The 17,060-nt window shown below is 66.3% G+C and carries 15 protein-coding genes; 12 read left to right on the top strand and 3 right to left on the bottom strand.

Features of this window, described 5'->3' with window-relative positions:
* Positions 1-12: 12 nt before the first annotated feature.
* Genes ABD301_RS04910 through ABD301_RS04875 form a run of 8 tightly spaced genes read left to right on the top strand, consistent with a single transcriptional unit; the run spans position 13 to position 10,181 of the window.
* Positions 13-951, top strand: a complete 939-nt coding sequence (locus tag ABD301_RS04910; RefSeq protein ID WP_163569859.1) for a cobalamin biosynthesis protein — start codon at positions 13-15, stop codon at positions 949-951.
* On the top strand, positions 948-2,438 hold the full coding sequence (locus ABD301_RS04905) for a cobyric acid synthase (RefSeq protein WP_344307554.1): 1,491 nt from the start codon (positions 948-950) through the stop codon (positions 2,436-2,438). The genes ABD301_RS04910 and ABD301_RS04905 overlap by 4 nt, the downstream gene beginning before the upstream one ends.
* A complete protein-coding gene (locus tag ABD301_RS04900; RefSeq protein ID WP_425551886.1) occupies positions 2,435-4,417 on the top strand; it encodes a putative cobaltochelatase in 1,983 nt (660 codons plus the stop codon). The genes ABD301_RS04905 and ABD301_RS04900 overlap by 4 nt, the downstream gene beginning before the upstream one ends.
* A complete protein-coding gene (cobO, locus tag ABD301_RS04895) occupies positions 4,417-5,031 on the top strand; it encodes a cob(I)yrinic acid a,c-diamide adenosyltransferase (RefSeq protein ID WP_163569860.1) in 615 nt (204 codons plus the stop codon). The genes ABD301_RS04900 and cobO overlap by 1 nt, the downstream gene beginning before the upstream one ends.
* The gene (locus ABD301_RS04890; protein WP_344307549.1) at positions 5,025-6,353 is read left to right on the top strand and encodes a cobyrinic acid a,c-diamide synthase CobB; all 1,329 of its coding nucleotides are present in this window, start codon (positions 5,025-5,027) and stop codon (positions 6,351-6,353) included. Before cobO ends, ABD301_RS04890 begins: the two co-directional genes overlap by 7 nt.
* Positions 6,350-7,735: an Rv2231c family histidinol phosphate aminotransferase CobC gene (gene cobC / locus ABD301_RS04885; RefSeq protein WP_344307547.1), complete on the top strand. Its 1,386-nt coding sequence runs from the start codon at positions 6,350-6,352 to the stop codon at positions 7,733-7,735. The genes ABD301_RS04890 and cobC overlap by 4 nt, the downstream gene beginning before the upstream one ends.
* The gene (gene cobT / locus ABD301_RS04880) at positions 7,732-9,375 is read left to right on the top strand and encodes a nicotinate-nucleotide--dimethylbenzimidazole phosphoribosyltransferase (protein ID WP_344307545.1); all 1,644 of its coding nucleotides are present in this window, start codon (positions 7,732-7,734) and stop codon (positions 9,373-9,375) included. The genes cobC and cobT overlap by 4 nt, the downstream gene beginning before the upstream one ends.
* The gene (locus tag ABD301_RS04875) at positions 9,372-10,181 is read left to right on the top strand and encodes an adenosylcobinamide-GDP ribazoletransferase (RefSeq protein ID WP_344307543.1); all 810 of its coding nucleotides are present in this window, start codon (positions 9,372-9,374) and stop codon (positions 10,179-10,181) included. The genes cobT and ABD301_RS04875 overlap by 4 nt, the downstream gene beginning before the upstream one ends.
* Before the next feature lie 157 nt (positions 10,182-10,338).
* On the opposite strand, the gene ABD301_RS04870 is transcribed toward ABD301_RS04875, so the two are convergent.
* Positions 10,339-11,778: a toll/interleukin-1 receptor domain-containing protein gene (locus ABD301_RS04870; protein WP_344307541.1), complete on the bottom strand. Its 1,440-nt coding sequence runs from the start codon at positions 11,776-11,778 to the stop codon at positions 10,339-10,341.
* A 74-nt stretch (positions 11,779-11,852) separates the two neighbouring features.
* Here ABD301_RS04870 and ABD301_RS04865 point away from each other — a divergent pair, with 74 nt between their 5' ends.
* The 4 genes from ABD301_RS04865 to ABD301_RS04850 all read left to right on the top strand — a co-directional run bounded on the left by ABD301_RS04865 (position 11,853) and on the right by ABD301_RS04850 (position 13,968).
* A complete protein-coding gene (locus ABD301_RS04865; RefSeq protein ID WP_163569864.1) occupies positions 11,853-12,323 on the top strand; it encodes a hypothetical protein in 471 nt (156 codons plus the stop codon).
* Positions 12,324-12,421: 98 nt separating this feature from the next.
* On the top strand, positions 12,422-12,910 hold the full coding sequence (locus ABD301_RS04860) for a hypothetical protein (protein WP_344307538.1): 489 nt from the start codon (positions 12,422-12,424) through the stop codon (positions 12,908-12,910).
* A 46-nt stretch (positions 12,911-12,956) separates the two neighbouring features.
* The gene (locus ABD301_RS04855) at positions 12,957-13,127 is read left to right on the top strand and encodes a hypothetical protein (RefSeq protein ID WP_344307536.1); all 171 of its coding nucleotides are present in this window, start codon (positions 12,957-12,959) and stop codon (positions 13,125-13,127) included.
* Between the two features lie 88 nt (positions 13,128-13,215).
* Complete coding sequence (locus ABD301_RS04850) at positions 13,216-13,968, top strand: SDR family NAD(P)-dependent oxidoreductase (RefSeq protein WP_344307533.1); 753 nt, start codon at positions 13,216-13,218, stop codon at positions 13,966-13,968.
* 396 nt (positions 13,969-14,364) lie between these two features.
* Here the strand turns inward: ABD301_RS04850 and ABD301_RS04845 are convergent, their stop codons facing one another.
* Positions 14,365-15,114, bottom strand: a complete 750-nt coding sequence (locus tag ABD301_RS04845) for an SCO4651 family lipoprotein (protein ID WP_163569865.1) — start codon at positions 15,112-15,114, stop codon at positions 14,365-14,367.
* A gap of 115 nt (positions 15,115-15,229) precedes the next feature.
* A complete protein-coding gene (locus tag ABD301_RS04840; RefSeq protein WP_344307531.1) occupies positions 15,230-16,906 on the bottom strand; it encodes a purine-cytosine permease family protein in 1,677 nt (558 codons plus the stop codon).
* Between the last annotated feature and the right edge of the window lie 154 nt (positions 16,907-17,060).

Here is a 17,060-nt window from a genome sequence, read left to right as displayed (position 1 = left end):
GAAGGTTTCGCGATGGCCGCGTCCCGGTGGACGCTCCCGGTCGGCCTGCTCGCGGGGACCCTGTTGGACCTGGCCCTCGCCGATCCCCGGCGCGGCCATCCGGTAGCCGCGTTTGGGCAGGTCGCGGCCGCACTGGAGCGGCGAGTGTGGGCGGACAGCCGGCGCAGCGGAGCCGTCTACGGTGGGGCCTTGGTGAGCGCTGCGGGGCTCACTGGCGTCGTCCTCGCGCGTACGGCCCGCACACCGCTGCCGGCGATCGCGATGACCGCGGCCGGCACCTGGGCAGTGTTGGGTGGCACGTCGTTGGCGCGTGAGGGCGCCCGGATGCGGGCCCTGCTGGCCGCCGACGACCTGGCTGGTGCGCGTACGCGCCTTAGCCACCTCTGCGGTCGGGACGCGGCCGGTCTCGGGGTGGCCGAGCTCAGTCGGGCGACGGTCGAGTCGATCGCGGAGAACACCTCCGACGCGGTGGTGGCGCCGCTGTTCTGGGGTGCGGTGGCGGGGGTGCCGGGGCTGCTGGCTTATCGAGCGATTAACACGCTGGACGCGATGATTGGTCACCATAACGAGCGATATGAGCGTTTCGGTTGGGCCGTTGCGAAACTCGACGATCTGGTGAACTGGGTGCCGGCCCGGTTGACCGGGTTTTTGGCCGCTGCCCTCGCGGGTTCCGTTGACGGCAGCCCGCGTGCCGCGGTGACCGCGATGATCCGGGACGGCGGCCGGCACCCGAGCCCAAACGCGGGCCAGTGCGAAGCGGCTTTCGCGGGTGCCTTGGGCGTCCGGCTCGGGGGCGTGAACCGGTACGGCGACCGGGTGGAAATTCGTGGTGTGCTGGGAGATGGGCGCGAACCGACGGTCCAGGACATTGGCCGGGCAGTGCGGCTGTCCCGTCTGGTGGGAGTCGCCGCTGCCATTCTTTTCGCGATGGCCCGCAAGGTCGCGACGTGAGTGGCGCTCTGCTGGTCGCCGGGACCACCTCAGACGCGGGCAAGAGCATCGTCACGGCCGGACTGTGTCGATGGTTGGCCCGCCAGGGCGTGAAAGTCGCGCCTTTCAAAGCCCAGAACATGTCGCTGAATTCCATGGTCACCCGCGATGGCGCCGAAATCGGCCGGGCGCAGGCCGCGCAGGCGGCGGCCGCCCGGATCGAACCGGAAGCGGTGATGAACCCGGTTCTGCTCAAACCCGGCAGCGATCGGCATAGTCAGGTGATCCTGCTCGGCCATCCGATCGCCGAGGTCAGCGCGCTTTCGTACCGGCAGCTAAAAACCCGCCTCCGGGAAGCGGCGCTGGAGTCGCTTAGCGACCTGCGTTCGCGTTACGACGTGGTGATCTGTGAAGGCGCCGGCTCGCCCGCCGAGATCAACCTGCGGGACACCGACATCGCGAACATGGGCTTGGCGCGCGCCGCGGGGCTGCCTGTCCTGGTGGTGGGAGATATCGACCGGGGTGGCGTTTTCGCTGCCATGTTTGGCACTCTGGCGCTGCTGGAGCCGGCGGACCAGGCGTTGCTGGCTGGTTTCGTGGTCAACAAGTTCCGCGGTGACGCTCGGCTGCTCGGACCGGGTCTGGACTCGCTGCGCCGGTTGACTGGGCGGCCGGTGCTCGGTGTGCTGCCGTGGGTACCCGGCCTTTGGCTGGACGCCGAGGATTCGCTCGCCCTGACTGCCGAGCGGCCAGCGGTGGCGCCGCCGGTCGGCGAGGATGTGCTGCGCGTCGCGGTGGTCCGCTTTCCGCGCGTCTCGAATTTCACCGACGTGGACCCGCTGGTCGCCGAGCCGGGCGTGGTGCTGCGGTTTGTCACCCGGCCGGAGGAACTTTCCGATGCGGATCTGGTGATCCTGCCAGGCACCCGTGCCACCGTCGCGGATCTGGCCTGGCTAAGGGAAAACGGGCTCGCCGATGCGATCGTACGACGGGCCGCCCAGCGACGGCCGGTCCTCGGGATCTGCGGTGGCTACCAGATGTTGGCGGGCTCGATCGACGACGAGGTGGAAAGCCGGCAGGGAATCGTGCCCGGCCTCGGCCTGCTGCCCACCACTGTCCACTTTGGACCAGAAAAGGTGCTCGGCCGTCCTTCGGGGCAGGCGTACGGGCAACCGGTGCACGCGTACGAGATTCGGCACGGCCGGGTTTCGGTGGCAGGCGGCGAGGCTTTCCTTGATGGGTGTTCAGCCGGCACGGTCTGCGGGACCAGTTGGCACGGCGTCTTGGAAAACGACGGTTTCCGGCGAGCCTTCCTGGCCGAGACCGCCGCGCAGGCCGGCCGGCGCTTTGTACCAGGTGAGGTTTGTTTCGCCGATATACGCCAACGATGGCTCGATCTGGTGGGCGATCTGATTGCCGACCACCTGGACACCGCCGCGGTGATGCGGCTGATCTCGGACGGCCCACCGGCTGGTCTGCCGTTCGTACCACCGGGACCACCCGCATGAGGAGCGCAGTGACTGCCCCCATTTTCCCGCTCAGCGCCGTCGTCGGCATGGACGACCTACGGTTGGCGTTGGTGCTCAACGCGGTCTCCCCCGCGATCGGTGGAGTGTTGGTACGCGGCGAAAAAGGCACCGCCAAGTCCACCGCCGTGCGGGCTCTCGCCGCGGTGTTGCCCGCGGTGGAGGTGGTCAGCGGCTGCCGTTTCAGCTGTGACCCGGCCGATATCGACCCGGACTGTCCGGACGGCCCACACGATTTCGCCGGTCCGCGGGAAAGCCGGCCGGCCAGACTGGTCGAGTTGCCGGTCGGCGCAAGCGAGGACAGGCTGGTGGGAGCACTTGACATCGAGCGTGCGCTGGCCGAGGGCGTGAAGGCGTACGAGCCGGGGCTGCTGGCCGCCGCCCATCGCGGCCTGCTCTATGTCGATGAGGTGAACCTGCTCGGCGACCATCTGGTGGACCTTTTGTTGGACGCGGCCGCACTTGGCATGTCCTATGTGGAGCGTGAAGGTGTCTCGATCCGGCACCGCTCGCGGTTCTTGCTGGTCGGCACGATGAATCCGGAGGAGGGTGAGCTCCGGCCGCAGCTGCTCGACCGGTTCGGGCTGACCGTCGAGGTGGCCGCCCCGCGAGAGGTGGACGCCCGCGCCGAAGTAGTTCGCCGACGACTGTCGTTCGATGCTGATCCAACTTCTTTCGCTGCCGGGTTTTCGGCCGCCGAAAGCGAATTGGCGTCTCGCATTCTGACCGCTCGGGAACTTCTCGCTCAGGTGGCACTTCCGGACGCGGTCCTGCGCCAGATCGCATCGGTGTGTGCCTCATTCGAAGTCGACGGGCTGCGAGCGGACATCGTCATCGCTCGTACGGCCGTCGCACACACCGCCTGGGAAGGGCGGAGCGTGGTCGATGGAGATGACGTACGAATGGCCGCCCGGTTGGCGTTGCCGCACCGGCGCCGGCGAAATCCGTTCGACGCTCCCGGTCTGGATGAGGAGCAACTCGACAACGCGCTCGATGATCATTCGAACGACGATGATCCCCACGATGACGGTCCGGGTGGGGCGCCGGCACCGCAGGACAGTCCCGCGCCGGCAGACTCCAGCTCCCCGACTGATTCCGGCTCTGCGCCCGAGCGGCCGATGCCAGCGCCGGGCGAGTCTTTTGCCGCCCCTACCGACACTTTCCGGACCCGCCGGCTGGAGGTGCCAGGGGTGGGCAGCGGCGCCGCCGGTCGACGTTCCCGGGCGAAGACGGATGTCGGCCGGGTGACCGGATCCAGCCGGCCGACCGGCAAAGCCGGCCGTCTGCACCTCGTCTCGACGATGATTGCCGCCGCACCGCAGCAAAAAGCTCGCGGCCGTACGAGTGCCGGCTTGATTCTGCGCCGCCAGGATCTGCGCCTTGCCCGCCGAGAGGGGCGCGAGTCCAACCTCGTCCTGTTTGTGGTGGACGCCAGCGGCTCGATGGCTGCCCGGTCCCGGATGGGTGCGGTCAAGGGGGCGGTGCTTTCGTTGCTGCTAGACGCGTACCAGCGCCGGGACAAGGTCGGTCTGGTGACTTTTCGCGGTGACAGCGCTGAACTCGCGCTGCCGCCCACGTCCTCCGTGGACACCGCGGCCGCACGTCTGACTGTTTTGCGGACCGGCGGGCGTACGCCGCTGGCCGCCGGTTTGTTGCGGGCACGGGAAGTCCTGCGGGTCGAGCGCCTGCGTGATCCCCGGCGGCGGGCGTTGATGGTGGTCGTCACCGACGGCCGGGCGACCCGGCGCGGTGGTGGCGACCTCGAAGACGCCTATCGTACGGCCGCATTGTTGGCCGCCGAGGGGACCGCGGCCGTGGTGGTCGACTGCGAAAGTGGGCCAGTTCGGCTGGGATTGGCTGGGAAACTCGCCATGGCGCTGGGCGGACCGGCGGTGCGGTTGGAGGAACTGGCCGCGGACACCCTCGCGGCTTCGGTTCGTACGTTCACTGGAGCAGCCTGATGCCACAGGGAAAACCGACCGATGTGCCCGAAGACGGCCTCACCACTCGACAACGCCGAAACCGGCCGCTGCTGATCGTCCACACCGGACCGATGCGGGGCAAGTCCACCGCGGCCTTCGGCATGGCGTTGCGGGCGTGGAACCAGGGATGGTCGATCGGGGTCTTCCAGTTTGTCAAGAGCGCCAAATGGAAGGTCGGCGAAGAAGCGGCTTTTCGAGCGCTGGGAAGGCTGCATGAGCAGACTGGCGAGGGCGGCGCGGTCGGCTGGCACAAGATGGGCGAGGGCTGGTCGTGGATTCAACGACCTGGGAGGCAGGACGACCACGCGGCCAGTGCGGCCGAGGGCTGGGCACAGATCAAACGCGATCTGGCCGCCCAGACGTACGACTTCTATGTGCTGGACGAGTTCACCTATCCGATGAAATGGGGCTGGGTCGAAGTCGACGAGGTGGTGACCACCTTGCGGGAGCGGCCCGGTCACCAGCATGTCGTGATCACCGGCCGGGACGCGGCCGGGCCGCTGATCGACACGGCCGACATGGTCGTCGAGATGACCAAGGTAAAACACCCGATGGACAGTGGGCAGAAGGGGCAGCGGGGGATCGAATGGTGAGCATTCCCCGGCTGGTGGTCGCCGCGCCCGCTTCGGGGCATGGCAAGACAACCGTGGCTACTGGCCTGATGGCGGCTCTGTCATCGCGTGGTTTTACCGTGTCGCCGCACAAGATCGGGCCGGACTACATCGACCCGGGTTACCACGCGCTGGCCGCCGGGCGCCCCGGCCGGAACCTGGATCCAGTGTTGTGCGGCGAAAACCTGATCGAACCGCTTTTCTTGCATGGCGCCGCCGGCGCGGATATCGCTGTCATCGAGGGCGTAATGGGCCTCTACGACGGCCGCGGGACCACCGCTTTTGGCTCAACCGCACATGTGTCGGCGCTTTTGGACGCTCCTGTGCTTTTTGTCGTCGACGCGGCAGCGCAGGGCCGGTCGGTGGCCGCTCTGGTCGCTGGATTTCGCTCGTACGACCGGAAACTGCGCATCGGTGGAGTCGTCTTGAATCGGGTCGGCTCAGACCGGCACGAAGAGATATTGAGAGCCGCGTTGGAAGAACTGGACATGCCGGTGCTCGGCGCGCTGCGCCGGGACGACGCGGTGGCGGCACCCTCGCGGCACCTTGGTCTGGTCCCGGCCGCCGAGCGCGCCGACGCGGCGGTGTCCACTGTGGACCGACTGGGTGCCGCGATCGCCGCGGCGGTGGATCTGGAAGCGGTGGTCGCGTTGGCTCGTACGGCTGGACCTCTTGGCGGCAGCCCGTGGGTGCCGACACCGCACTCCTCGCCTACCCGGCCGGTGGTGGCGATCGCGGCGGGTCCGGCTTTCACCTTCTCGTACGCGGAAACCGCCGAGTTGCTCGCTGCCGCCGGTGCCGAGGTGGTCCCTTTCGACCCACTGCACGACTCGCACCTTCCTGAGCGTACGGCCGCGGTGGTGATCGGCGGTGGCTTTCCGGAGATGCACGCCCAAGCGTTGTCCGCTAACGAGATATTGCGCAAGGAGGTCGCGGCGCTGGCTGCCGCCGGCGGCCCAATCGCGGCCGAATGCGCGGGATTGCTTTATCTGGCCCGGGAACTTGACGGTCACCCGATGTGCGCGGTGCTGGACGCGGCCGGCCAGATGACACCAAAACTGTCGCTCGGCTACCGAGATGCGAGCGCGCCGGCCGATTCCGTGCTGCTCGCGGCCGGCACCGCGGTGACCGGTCACGAGTTTCACCGTACGGTGGTGGAACCTCGGTCCGGACCGGTGGCAGCCTGGTCGATGGACGGTGCCGCCGAAGGCTTCGCCGGTGGTTCTGTGCACGCCTCCTACTTGCACTTGCATTGGGCCGGAAAGCCCGAGATCGCCCAGCGTTTCGTGGCGGCGGCCCGATGACCGCCGTGGTGGTTGGCCTCGGATGCCGGCCGGGTGTCAGCCGGGACGAGATTGTCGGGCTGATCGCAGCCGCACTGGCCGAGGCCGGCCTGTCGGCCACCGCGGTGGCCCAAATGTCCACAGTGGACTCGCGAGTCGCCGAGCCGGGCGTGGTGGCCGCCGCGGCTGGCCTGGGCATCGCACTGGTCAGCTATCCGGCCGAGCAGTTGGACGTCGTCGAGGTGCCGCATCCCAGCCCGCTGGTCCGGCACGCGGTTGGCACGGCCAGCGTGGCCGAGGCCGCCGCGCTGGCCGGCGGTGGCGAACTTCTCTTGCCCAAAAGGAAATCCGCGTTGGCCACGGTCGCCCTCGCCAGCCTCCCAGCGCAGGTCGATCTCACGCATCACGGTGATGCCGAGGTCGCAGACGGGCTGGTTGACCTGGCGGTGAACGTACGCGCGGATGCTCCGCCGGCGTGGTTGCGGTCCGTTCTGGTCTCCGCGCTGGACGATATTTCCAGCTATCCAAGGACATCCGAAGCGCGCGCCGCGGTGGCCGCACGACATGGGCGAAGGCCTGAGCAGGTGCTGCTGACAGCCGGCGCGGCGGAGGCTTTCGTGCTGCTGGCCCGTACCACCACGGCCCGCCGGATCGTGGTGGTACACCCCCAGTTCACCGAGCCGGAAGCGGCCCTGCGGGCGGCCGGCCATCAAGTAGAGCGGGTGATTCTGGATCCCTCGCGCGGATTCCGGCTCGATCCGGCGGCGATCCCGGATGACGCTGACCTGGTGGTGATAGGCAACCCGACGAATCCCACCTCTGTCCTGCATCCGGCGGATTCGCTGCTGCGGCTGGCCAAGCCGGGTCGAATGCTGGTGGTCGACGAGGCTTTCGCGGACACCGTGCCGGGCGAGCCGGAGTCAGTGGCCGGGCTTGGGCTGCCAGGATTGGTGGTTGTCCGTAGCCTGACCAAAACGTGGGGTCTTGCCGGGTTGCGGGTCGGCTATCTGCTGGCGCCGGCCGAAGTGGTGTCCACTGTGGAGCAAGCTCAGCCGCGGTGGTCGGTTTCCACCCTGGCGGCCGCGGCGGCCGTCGCCTGTTCGACTCCGCAGGCTCTCGCTGAGGCGAACCAGGCCGCGGTTTTGTTGGCCGATCACCGCTCGTACCTGCTCGAGAAGTTGCTGGCGCTGCCAGGGATAACGGTGCCGGTCGAGCCCGTCTCTTCCTTTGTGTTGGCGCGGGTTGCCGGCGGTTTGCGGGTATGGGAGCGATTGCGCGAGCGTGGGTTCGCGGTCCGTCGCGGCGACACTTTTCCCGGTCTTGGCAAGGATTGGCTGCGGATCGCCGTTCGCGATCCAGCCACGACCGATGCTTTTGTGAACATTCTGGCGGAGGTGCTGTGAGCTCGGTGCTGGACGAAACCCTGGCCGCGATTCGGCCGGTCGACCCGGCCGCGGTGCGGGCGGCCCAGGAGCGCCACGGCAGGTTGACCAAACCGCCGGGTTCGTTGGGAGCGTTGGAAGATCTGTCCGTACGGTTGGCGGGCCTCGCGGGAGTGTGTCCGCCGCCGCTGCCGGAGCCGGCCGCGGTCGCTGTTTTCGCTGGTGACCATGGCGTTCACGCCCAGCGGGTGTCGCCGTGGCCGCAGGAGGTGACCGCGCAGATGGTGGCCAATTTCCTGGCTGGCGGGGCGGTGGTGAACGCGATGGCCCGGCAGGTGGGCGCAGACGTTGTCGTCGTGGACGTCGGTGTCGCGGCCGAGGTGCCAGCCGGACCTGGTCTGGTGTCCCGAAATGTGCGGCGGGGCACCGCTGACCTGACCGCGGGCCCAGCGATGGCGCGCGCGGATGCCTTACGCGCGATGGAAATTGGCATCGAAGTCGCAAATGACCTGATAGCGGCCGGAAATCGCTGCCTGCTGACCGGTGATATGGGGATCGCCAACACCACCGCGTCGGCGGCCCTGATCGCCGCCTTCACGCACGCGGACCCGGTGGCGGTCACCGGCCGGGGCACCGGCATCGACGATGACATGCACCGCAGGAAAATCGAGGTCGTCCGGCGAGCGCTTGCTTTGCACCTGCCCGATCCGGCCGATCCGATCGGCGTGCTGGCCGCCGTCGGCGGGCTGGAGCACGCGGCGCTGGCCGGCTTTATGTTGGGTGCCGCGGCGCGGAAGGTGCCGGTGATCCTGGACGGCGTGATCGCGTGTTCGGCGGCCCTGGCGGCGAAAGCGTTGGCGCCGGACTCGGTGGCGGCGATGGTGGCTGGACACCGCTCGGTCGAGCCGGGCGCCGCGATCGCCCTGGACGCGTTGGGATTGCGGCCGTTGGTGGATCTCGACCTGCGCCTCGGCGAGGGCTCCGGTGCCACCCTCGCGTTGCCGTTGGTGCAGAGCGCGGTCCGCGTCTTGCGTGAGGTGGCGACATTCGACAGCGCGGGCGTCACGGACCAGACGCCGACCGCCGTTTCTGTTGCTGAGCCGGCAAACGATGAGCCGCGTACGAGCAGGTCCCGGGTGCTGGTGCTGGGCGGCGCCCGGTCCGGCAAGTCGGCAGCGGCCGAAGGTCTGCTGTCCACTGTGGACACTGTCGACTACGTCGCGCCCGGGCCGGTACCGACGGCCGCCGATCCGGAGTGGGCCGACCGGGTGGCTGGCCACCGCGAACGCCGGCCGAGGTCGTGGCGTACGCACGAAACCCGTGACCTGGTGCCGTTGTTGGCCTTGGACACAGACGTGCCCTTGATGATCGACTGCTTGTCCACCTGGTTAAGCGGGGTCATGGACGACTGCGGTGTGTGGGCGGAGATTCCGGGCGCCGACGCGGAACTAGCCGAGCGGATCGACTCCTTGGTGAGCGCCTGGCGCAAAACTGACCGACAGGTGGTGGTGGTCAGCAACGAGGTCGGCTCCGGCGTCGTACCGGCAACCGTGGCCGGCCGCCGATTCCGGGACGAACTTGGGCGCGTCAACGCGCGGATCGCCGCCGTAAGTGATCAGGTGGTGCTCATGACGGCAGGGATTCCCACGAGGCTGAGGTGAGTCGTACCCGCCGTGCGGTCGTTTCGCTGCTGCTGGCCTTGACAATGTTTACGATCATGCCGGTGCCGGTCACCTCGACGCTGCGCGCCGACCGTACCGCGGCCCGGCCGGCGATCGTGTGGCTGCCGATGATCGGCGTGTTGCTCGGTGCGGTCGCCGCCGTTGTTCTTTACGGCGTCCACACCTTGGCCATCGGCCCGGTGGGGGACTATTTGGCCGCCACGTTGGCGATTTCGGTGCTGGCGATGGCTACCCGCTGCCTGCATCTGGACGGCTTGGCCGACACCGCCGACGGCCTGGGGTCGCGGGCCGCGCCGGCTCGCGCGCTGGCCATCATGCGGCGCTCGGACATCGGCCCTTTTGGCGTGGTGACGCTCCTTCTCGTCATCATGGTGCAGATTTCCGCGCTGGCACAGTGCATGCACCTGGACGTGACCTTCGGGATGCGGGCGATTGTGTTGGCCACCGTCACCGGCCGGCTGGCAGTCGTGATGGCCTGCGCCCGGCACGTACCGTCGGCCCGCCCGGACGGTTTCGGTGCTTTGGTCGCCGCTGGCCTCAGCCGGCTCACCGGCTGGGGCTGGTCCGTGCTGACGCTCGGGTTGGCTTGGCTCGTCGCAAACGCGACCGGTGGCTTTCGGGAAGCCATTCTCGATGTCTGTGCTGTGCTGGCAGGACTTGTCGCCGCGGTCGTCCTTCGTACGATCGCGGTTCGTCGCTTCGGCGGCGTCACCGGCGACGTTTTCGGCTCCTTGCTGGAAACCGCTACCACCACAGTGCTGGTCGTGCTGGCACTGGGCGGCTGACCAGCAGCACTGCAAGAACTGTTCAAGGTTCTCTCATGCTCGGCCAGGAATCCTCGGAGACGCCTCTCTCAGAGAGAGCGTCGAGAACGAGGAGGACTTGCATGCGAACACGGGAAAACTGAGTACTAGGGGTCCGATCGCTGGGCGTACGTCCCCATCACGGACGCCCAGCGATTCCATAACGGCTGCCGGTAATGACGGCCAGGTCGGCCATGGTGCCGGCCAGTTGCGCCCGTACGACGGCAAGAGCGTTTTCCAGTTCGCCGCGTCGATTCCACCGGCTCTCGTGGTCGACCGGATCAGATGTCCTTGTTCTGCTCTGCTCGTAAGACTTGAGCGTTGGATGCCAGTAGGTCAGCAGCGGTCGAAGCCTTAAGTGCAGCACGACCAGCATTCTGACAACGGCGGCGGCGGTCGGCGAAGCGTCCGCCAGGAGGCGCCGGACAAAGAGAAAAAGACCATACAAAGCCGCCAATGCGCCGCGCAAATGGCCGCTGCCTACTTCCCTGATTCGGTACGCGAGCTCAACTTGTAGCCGCCAGGCGATCGCACGTTCCGCTGCGCTGACGGAAAGTCCGCTCGGTGCCGATCCCGGGGGCGGCCCGGGTCGAAGATCGACCAGGACGCCGAGATGGGCATAGCGTCGGTCGCGGGTGGTGATAATCGTACGCGCCAATGGATGCGGACCCAGGCCAGCGGTGACGACCGAGTCGTCGAGCCCTGGGCGGACACCGTCCAGGACCCACAATGACCTGGCGGCGCGGTTGTGCAGTTCGGCAGCGATAGCAGTGGCGGCGTTTTGCGGCACCTGGTGGCCAACCAACGCCTCGGCTATCGCGGACAGCTGCCGCCTGATGGCTGGCAGTGGATCGTCGCCACTGCCGTCGAGCCAGAAGATGCCGTCCGGGAATGCCGCTCCGAAGCGGTGTGCGTACTCGGTAACGAGAACGGTTTTTCCTACCCCGGCTGGACCGACGACAACCGCGATCGGCTGGTTCGGCTCACTCGTCAACGCGGCGTCGAATGGGTGTAGAGCCGAATGCAGATCCCAAAGTTCGGTGATTCGCTCGACACTTCGGATCGGCCGCGGACGAGCAGGAACTGGCAGCCAGAGTGGTGCCGCGAGCGGCTCGATCTGACCGATCTCAGTGCCGATTGTCCGTACGTGGGCGGATATCTGACTCGCCAGCTGCTCGAGGTCGCGACGCGATTTCGGTGCTCGCGCGTGCCGCGCATCGCGGAGTTGGAGCGGATCAATATGGTCGCGACCGGGCTCCGGATTGACCACCAACACCCGTCGGGTCGGATCGCCTTCCTGTTGTCCGGCGAGAAAGGCAGCGGTCAGCTCGTACTGGCATGCCCGCCGACGTGGGTAGTTGGCCGAAAAATAAGTTAACAGGACCTTGGAACGACCCAGTGCGAGCAGAATGCTGCGGGAAATCCCCTGAAAGGGCTGGATGTCATGGTCGTCCCAGAAGACCCGCAAACCGTGTCCCTGCAACGCATCCGCGAGCGTACGGGCCGGTGCCGCGTCGTCTCCGCGGCTGTAGCTGAGGAACACGTCCCACCCGGCTGCGTCCGCATCCCGCCCGTCCATCGCCTCCGCCGTTTCGTTGACTCTTGGACGACCGTACCCGTCCGCGCATGCGTGAGCGGAGCAAGGCGCTTACGATGACCACCGTGTCCAATGCGCTGGCCGCCGAGCAGCGAGTCGCGTGGGAGCTGCATGTCGAGCTCGCCACCCGGGTCGTGGTTGTCTCGTTGCCGGCCGGCGAGGGGCTGCTGACCGAGGCACTGAGCAGCGTCGAAGTGATGGCTACCCGGTGCCGGGAGATTCTCGGACGGCATCGCCCCGATCCCGATCCAGGCAGCCTCAACTTCCAGATCGAGGCGATCGCCGACCAGATTCTGCTGGGTGTGGTGGACCCGCTGGTGTCCCGGTGGAAAATGCGTCTGAGTACGTGGATTGAGTCCAGGCCGGCTGGCGTGAGCATGACCGCACGCGAACGCGGGTGGCCTGACGCAACCACCTTCCGAGCCGACCTTGCTGAGGTTTCGGTGCGCCTGCGGCCGTTGGTGGACCGGCTGGCGGAGTTGGCAAACGCCGCCTCGCTGCTCTTTCCGGAATCGAGCGAGGGGTAGATATGCGTCGGCGACGAAACTGGCGAGGCGCCGCCCGCCCGCGAAAAATCGATGTCAACCTGACTGTCCCGTTTATCGGTGGCATAACGGGAACGTGGGTGCCAGCCAAAGCTGAGGCCGAGGCGGCCTGGGAGTTGTACACCGAGCTGATAAGCCGAGTCTCCGTCGTGCCGTTGCCGCCGGACCAGGGGTTGCTCAGAGACGCGTTGACCAGTCTCTACTCGCTTTTTGACACCACCAGGGGAATTCTGCGCAAGTACGGGCCCGACCTGGCACCGCGACACCGTCAGGATGACATCACGTTCGGCCGAGTCGCGTTCGGCGTTCTGAACACGGCATTGCGCCTGTTCATGACTAAATGGCATCCAGAGCTGAAGGACTGGGAGTTCGGCCGGCCGGCCGGGGTGGGACCGCTTGCCCACGAGCGGGCCTGGGCGCGTGCCGGCGAGCTGCGCGCCGAGCTCGAGGAAGTTCGGGTCGCCTTGCTCGAGCTGGCGAAACTCCTTGCCGACGTGGCCAATGTCGCGTACTTCTTTCCGGAACCCCCAACACCTCCTGATCCCGAAAATCGTCGGGGGGGGGGATAGCTGAATCTCTCTCACCACATGTCGCTGGATCTGCGACACTGAGGCGATGGAGGAACGGCGCACAGCCCGTCCCCGGTGGGTTTTGTGGCGGGTGGACGACAACGGGAACCAGGTCGAGGTCGCGCGGTACGACACCAAAGAGGCAGCGCAGGCGCGGATCGATGAGTTTGAGCGGCACCGGCACAAACAGCATTATTGGGTAGAGCCGGCCGACTGATCGTCGGTGTCTGCACACTCTGGAATCCGCAGCGGCAAATGGCCTTCCCAGCAGCGCTTTGAGCGCGAACCCGTGGAAGGATGGCTTCATGACTCGGTCGTACGAACGGGTGGCCCTGGTGACAGGCAGCTCGCGCGGGCTGGGAGCGGCCATTGCCCGGCGACTGGCCACAGACGGATTCGCGGTCGCGGTGAATGGACTACGAGGCGACCCTCAACTCTCCGATGTGGTCTGTGGTATCCGGGAGAGCGGTGGCACCGCCGAGTACTTTCCGGCTGACGTTACCGATCCGTCACAGGTCGCCGGCCTGGTGGCGGCTATCTCGGACGTGCTGGGTCCGATCGACGTGCTGGTGCTCAACGCGACCGGTCCACAGCCGGAGGCCGAGCTTGCCGACGTGACCTGGCGACAGCATCTCGCCCAGCTGGATTTCTTCGTGAAGAGCCCGATTCTGCTCGGTGCCGAGGTGCTGCCCGGCATGCGACAGCGTCGCCACGGCCGGATCGTACAGATCGACTCGGAGGTCGCGCACCGGCCACCGCCAGGGCGTTCCGCTTATGCCACCGCAAAAAACGCGCAGATCGGCCTGACCCTGAGCTGGGCTCGCGAGCTTGCGCCGGGCGGCATCACGGTTAATACCGTGGCGCCCGGCTTCATTCCGGTCGAGCGGCACGCGGACGTGCCCGACGACAATCGGAACGCCTATTTGGCGACGGTGCCGGTGGGCCGGATGGGTACGCCGTCGGACATCGCCCACGTGGTGAGTTTCCTCGCGTCCGACGGTGCGGGCTTCGTGACCGGGCAACGCATCGTCGTTGATGGCGGCCGGTCACTAGGATGACTCAGCAGCACGCGGCCGCTCGACGTCGTCCGTCCGATGCTTCCCGGGCCGCTTCGAGGCCCGTACGCGCCCAGGTCAGGCCAGGAAAAATGTGTTGGTAGCGCCGCCAGGGCGAGAGGTGCAGCCGTGGCCGGTGCTGCAGTTCACACTGCCGCCGCCAGTGACCTTGACGAAGATAAGGCTTCCGACGCAGCAAAGGATGCCGAGAACCACGACGGCGACCGCGATACCGATCAGGATTTTAGCGGTAGAACCCGACCGCTGCGGCGGTGGTGGGTACGGAGAATAGGACATGAGCGGAATGCTATCCGACCCGTACCATCACGGGGCGGGTGGGCAACAAACGAAATGAGCGCCCTTGCGATGGGAAGGGCGCTCATTTCGTGAGGAAAATCGTCAGCCGACCGGCGGCGCCGTCACATTCACCGGCGTGCCGAACTCGTAATACTGCACACTGTCATCGCTGACGATGTCCGCGCCCCGCGCATTCGCGTCATAGTGGAATTTGAGTTGGACGAGCCGGCCCGAATCGTCCAGCCAGAGCTCGATCGGGAAGCTGCTGGTGCCGCCGCTCTTGATCTTTTCCAGGAGCTTGTTCACTCCACCGGGAGAGTTCTGAATGGCCTTGGAGATGTCCGCGGTGACCTTGTAGCCGGTCGCTGACGCGCCGTGAATGGTCGTGGTGCCGGCCGAAGCGACTTCCCCGGTGATTCCCTTCAGGAAACCCAGATAGTCGACCTGGTCGTTGCCGCCGGTGGAAGTGGCCTGGGTCGGGTCCACCTTCGTCCACTTGCCGTTGTCGTTCTGGACATACACAACGCCGCCTACCGAGATGATATGAACGTTGGTGCCCTTGCCGGTCAGTGTCGTTTCGCCGAGCGGCGGGTTGAACTGGACCATGCCCGCAGCGGTCAGATCGATCTGGTTCCCGCTGATCTTGGTGCTCAGGGCGGCGGTGAACTTCGCCGTACCGGCCTTGAGAGTGGCGTCGTACGCGGCTGCGATCTTGTCGGCCGGCGTCAGTGCCACTGGCGCCTTCGGCTGGTTGTTCGGCGCGCTGTTCGCCTTCGTTGCGGTGGGTCCGCAGGCTCCCAGCGCCAGTGCTGCGGCGGCGGCCAGAACGGCCACGACTGCCTTGCGGTGCATCGGCGAAGTCCTTTCAATGGTTAGGCATAGAACAAGCACCACCTTAGAGTGGTACAGGCCCCACCAAACAGGAGAATTGCCCCATCGATGCCGTCCGGCGCCCGAAAGGGCAAATTCACCGTATGATTGGCACTCCCAAATCGACTGGACCGACTGATTTGCACATGTCGTGGCAGGAGCTTTCCAGGCTGCAACAAAGCGAACAGAGCGTACCTGAGTGGTACGGACAGGTAACCATGTCCGGTCGCTCGAATTCGTTCCCGCATGAGACGCAGGTCATCAGATGGTCGGAAAGCGTGCCGCCCTCGAAAAGCGGTGGTTCCAGCTTGTCCTCGCGCGCGAGGTAGAAGCGGCCCTTGGTGAGGACGGCCAGCAAAGGTGACAGCACGAAGGCGAGTCCGATCGCGATGAACGGTGAGAAAGCCCGTGCCGCTGGACCGAAAACGTTGAAGAAGGCCAAAATCGACACCAGTGAGGCGATCAGCATAGAGCCGAACCCGACCGGATTGAAATTGTGCAGGTGAGCCCGCTTGAACTCGATGTAGGAAGGGCTCAGCTTCAATGGCTTGTTGATCACCAGGTCGGCGGTCACCGCACCGATCCACGCGATCGCCACGTTGGAATAGAACCCCAACACGGTGTTGAGGAATCCGAAGACACCGAACTCCATCAGGGCCAGCGCGATGCCCACGTTGAGAAAGAGCCAGACCACCCGGCCCGGATGTTTGTGCAGGATTCGGGAAAAGAAGTTCGACCAGGACAACGATCCGGAGTACGCGTTGGTAACGTTGATCTTGATCTGAGACAACACCACGAAAAACGCGGCTACCCCGAGTGCGATCGCCGGCATGAAGCCGCCGAAGCCGCCGAGGAACTGCTCGATCGGCTCACCGGCCCGTACCAGGCCCACCCGGTCCGCCACATAGAACGCGAGGAACGCGCCGCCCAACTGTTTGAACGCGCCGAGAATCACCCAGCCAGGCCCGGCGGCCAGCACGGCCGTCCACCAGCGGCGAGAGTTTTTCGGTGTCTTTTCGGGCATGAACCTCAGGTAGTCGACTTGCTCACCGATCTGCGCGATCAGCGAGAGCGCGACTCCGGCGCCCAGTCCGACACCGATCATGCTGAATCCCGCACCGGTGGGTGAGTCGCCGGCGAAATGCGTCCACTCCACGTACTTGTGCGGATCCATGATGCCAACCGCGACGAACGGCGCGAACATCAGCACCAGCCAAATCGGCTGGGTCCAGACTTGCAGCTTGGACAACGCGGTCATGCCGAAGATCACCAGCGGAATAACCACCAGAGCGGCGACCAGGTATCCCACCGCGAGCGGGATGTGCAGCGCCAGCTGGAAAGCCTGCGCCATGATCGAGCCCTCGAGTGCGAAGAAGATAAAGGTGAAACTCGCGTAGATGATCGACGTCAAGGTCGACCCGAGATAGCCGAAGCCGGCCCCCCGCGTCAGCAAGTCCATGTCGATCCCGTAGCGGGCCGAATAGTACGAGATGGGGATGCCGGTCAGAAAGATCACCAGTGCCGCGACCAGAACCGCCACCACCGCGTTGGTGAAACCATGGGTGATCACGATCGAACCGCCGATCGCGAAGTCGGCCAGATAGGCGATGCCGCCGAGTGCGGTGGTTGCCACGACGTACGGTGACCACTTGCGGAACGACCGTGGCGCGTACCGCAGCGAGTAGTCCTCCAGCGTGCTGTTGCTGGTCCACTTGTTGTACGTGCGGGTGGTGCCGGTGGGCGCCTCGGCTCTGATTTTCACGGTTTCGGACATCGGTCCACCTCATGCGGAGTGGGCATCGGAGATCGGCGTCCAGCATTTCCGCTGGCTGTTGAGTCGGTGTTTCCGGCTTGTTTATGACCTGGTTTCCGAGGTAAACAGCATGTTTCCGGGCCGATCTTGCAGTCGGTCCGGCGGAGGCTCACTA

The organism is Fodinicola feengrottensis (assembly GCF_039530045.1).
Classification (GTDB): Bacteria; Actinomycetota; Actinomycetes; order Mycobacteriales; family HKI-0501; genus Fodinicola; species Fodinicola feengrottensis.
Note: the sequence above shows the minus strand (reverse complement) of the source record. Positions and strands in the feature narration are given on the sequence as shown.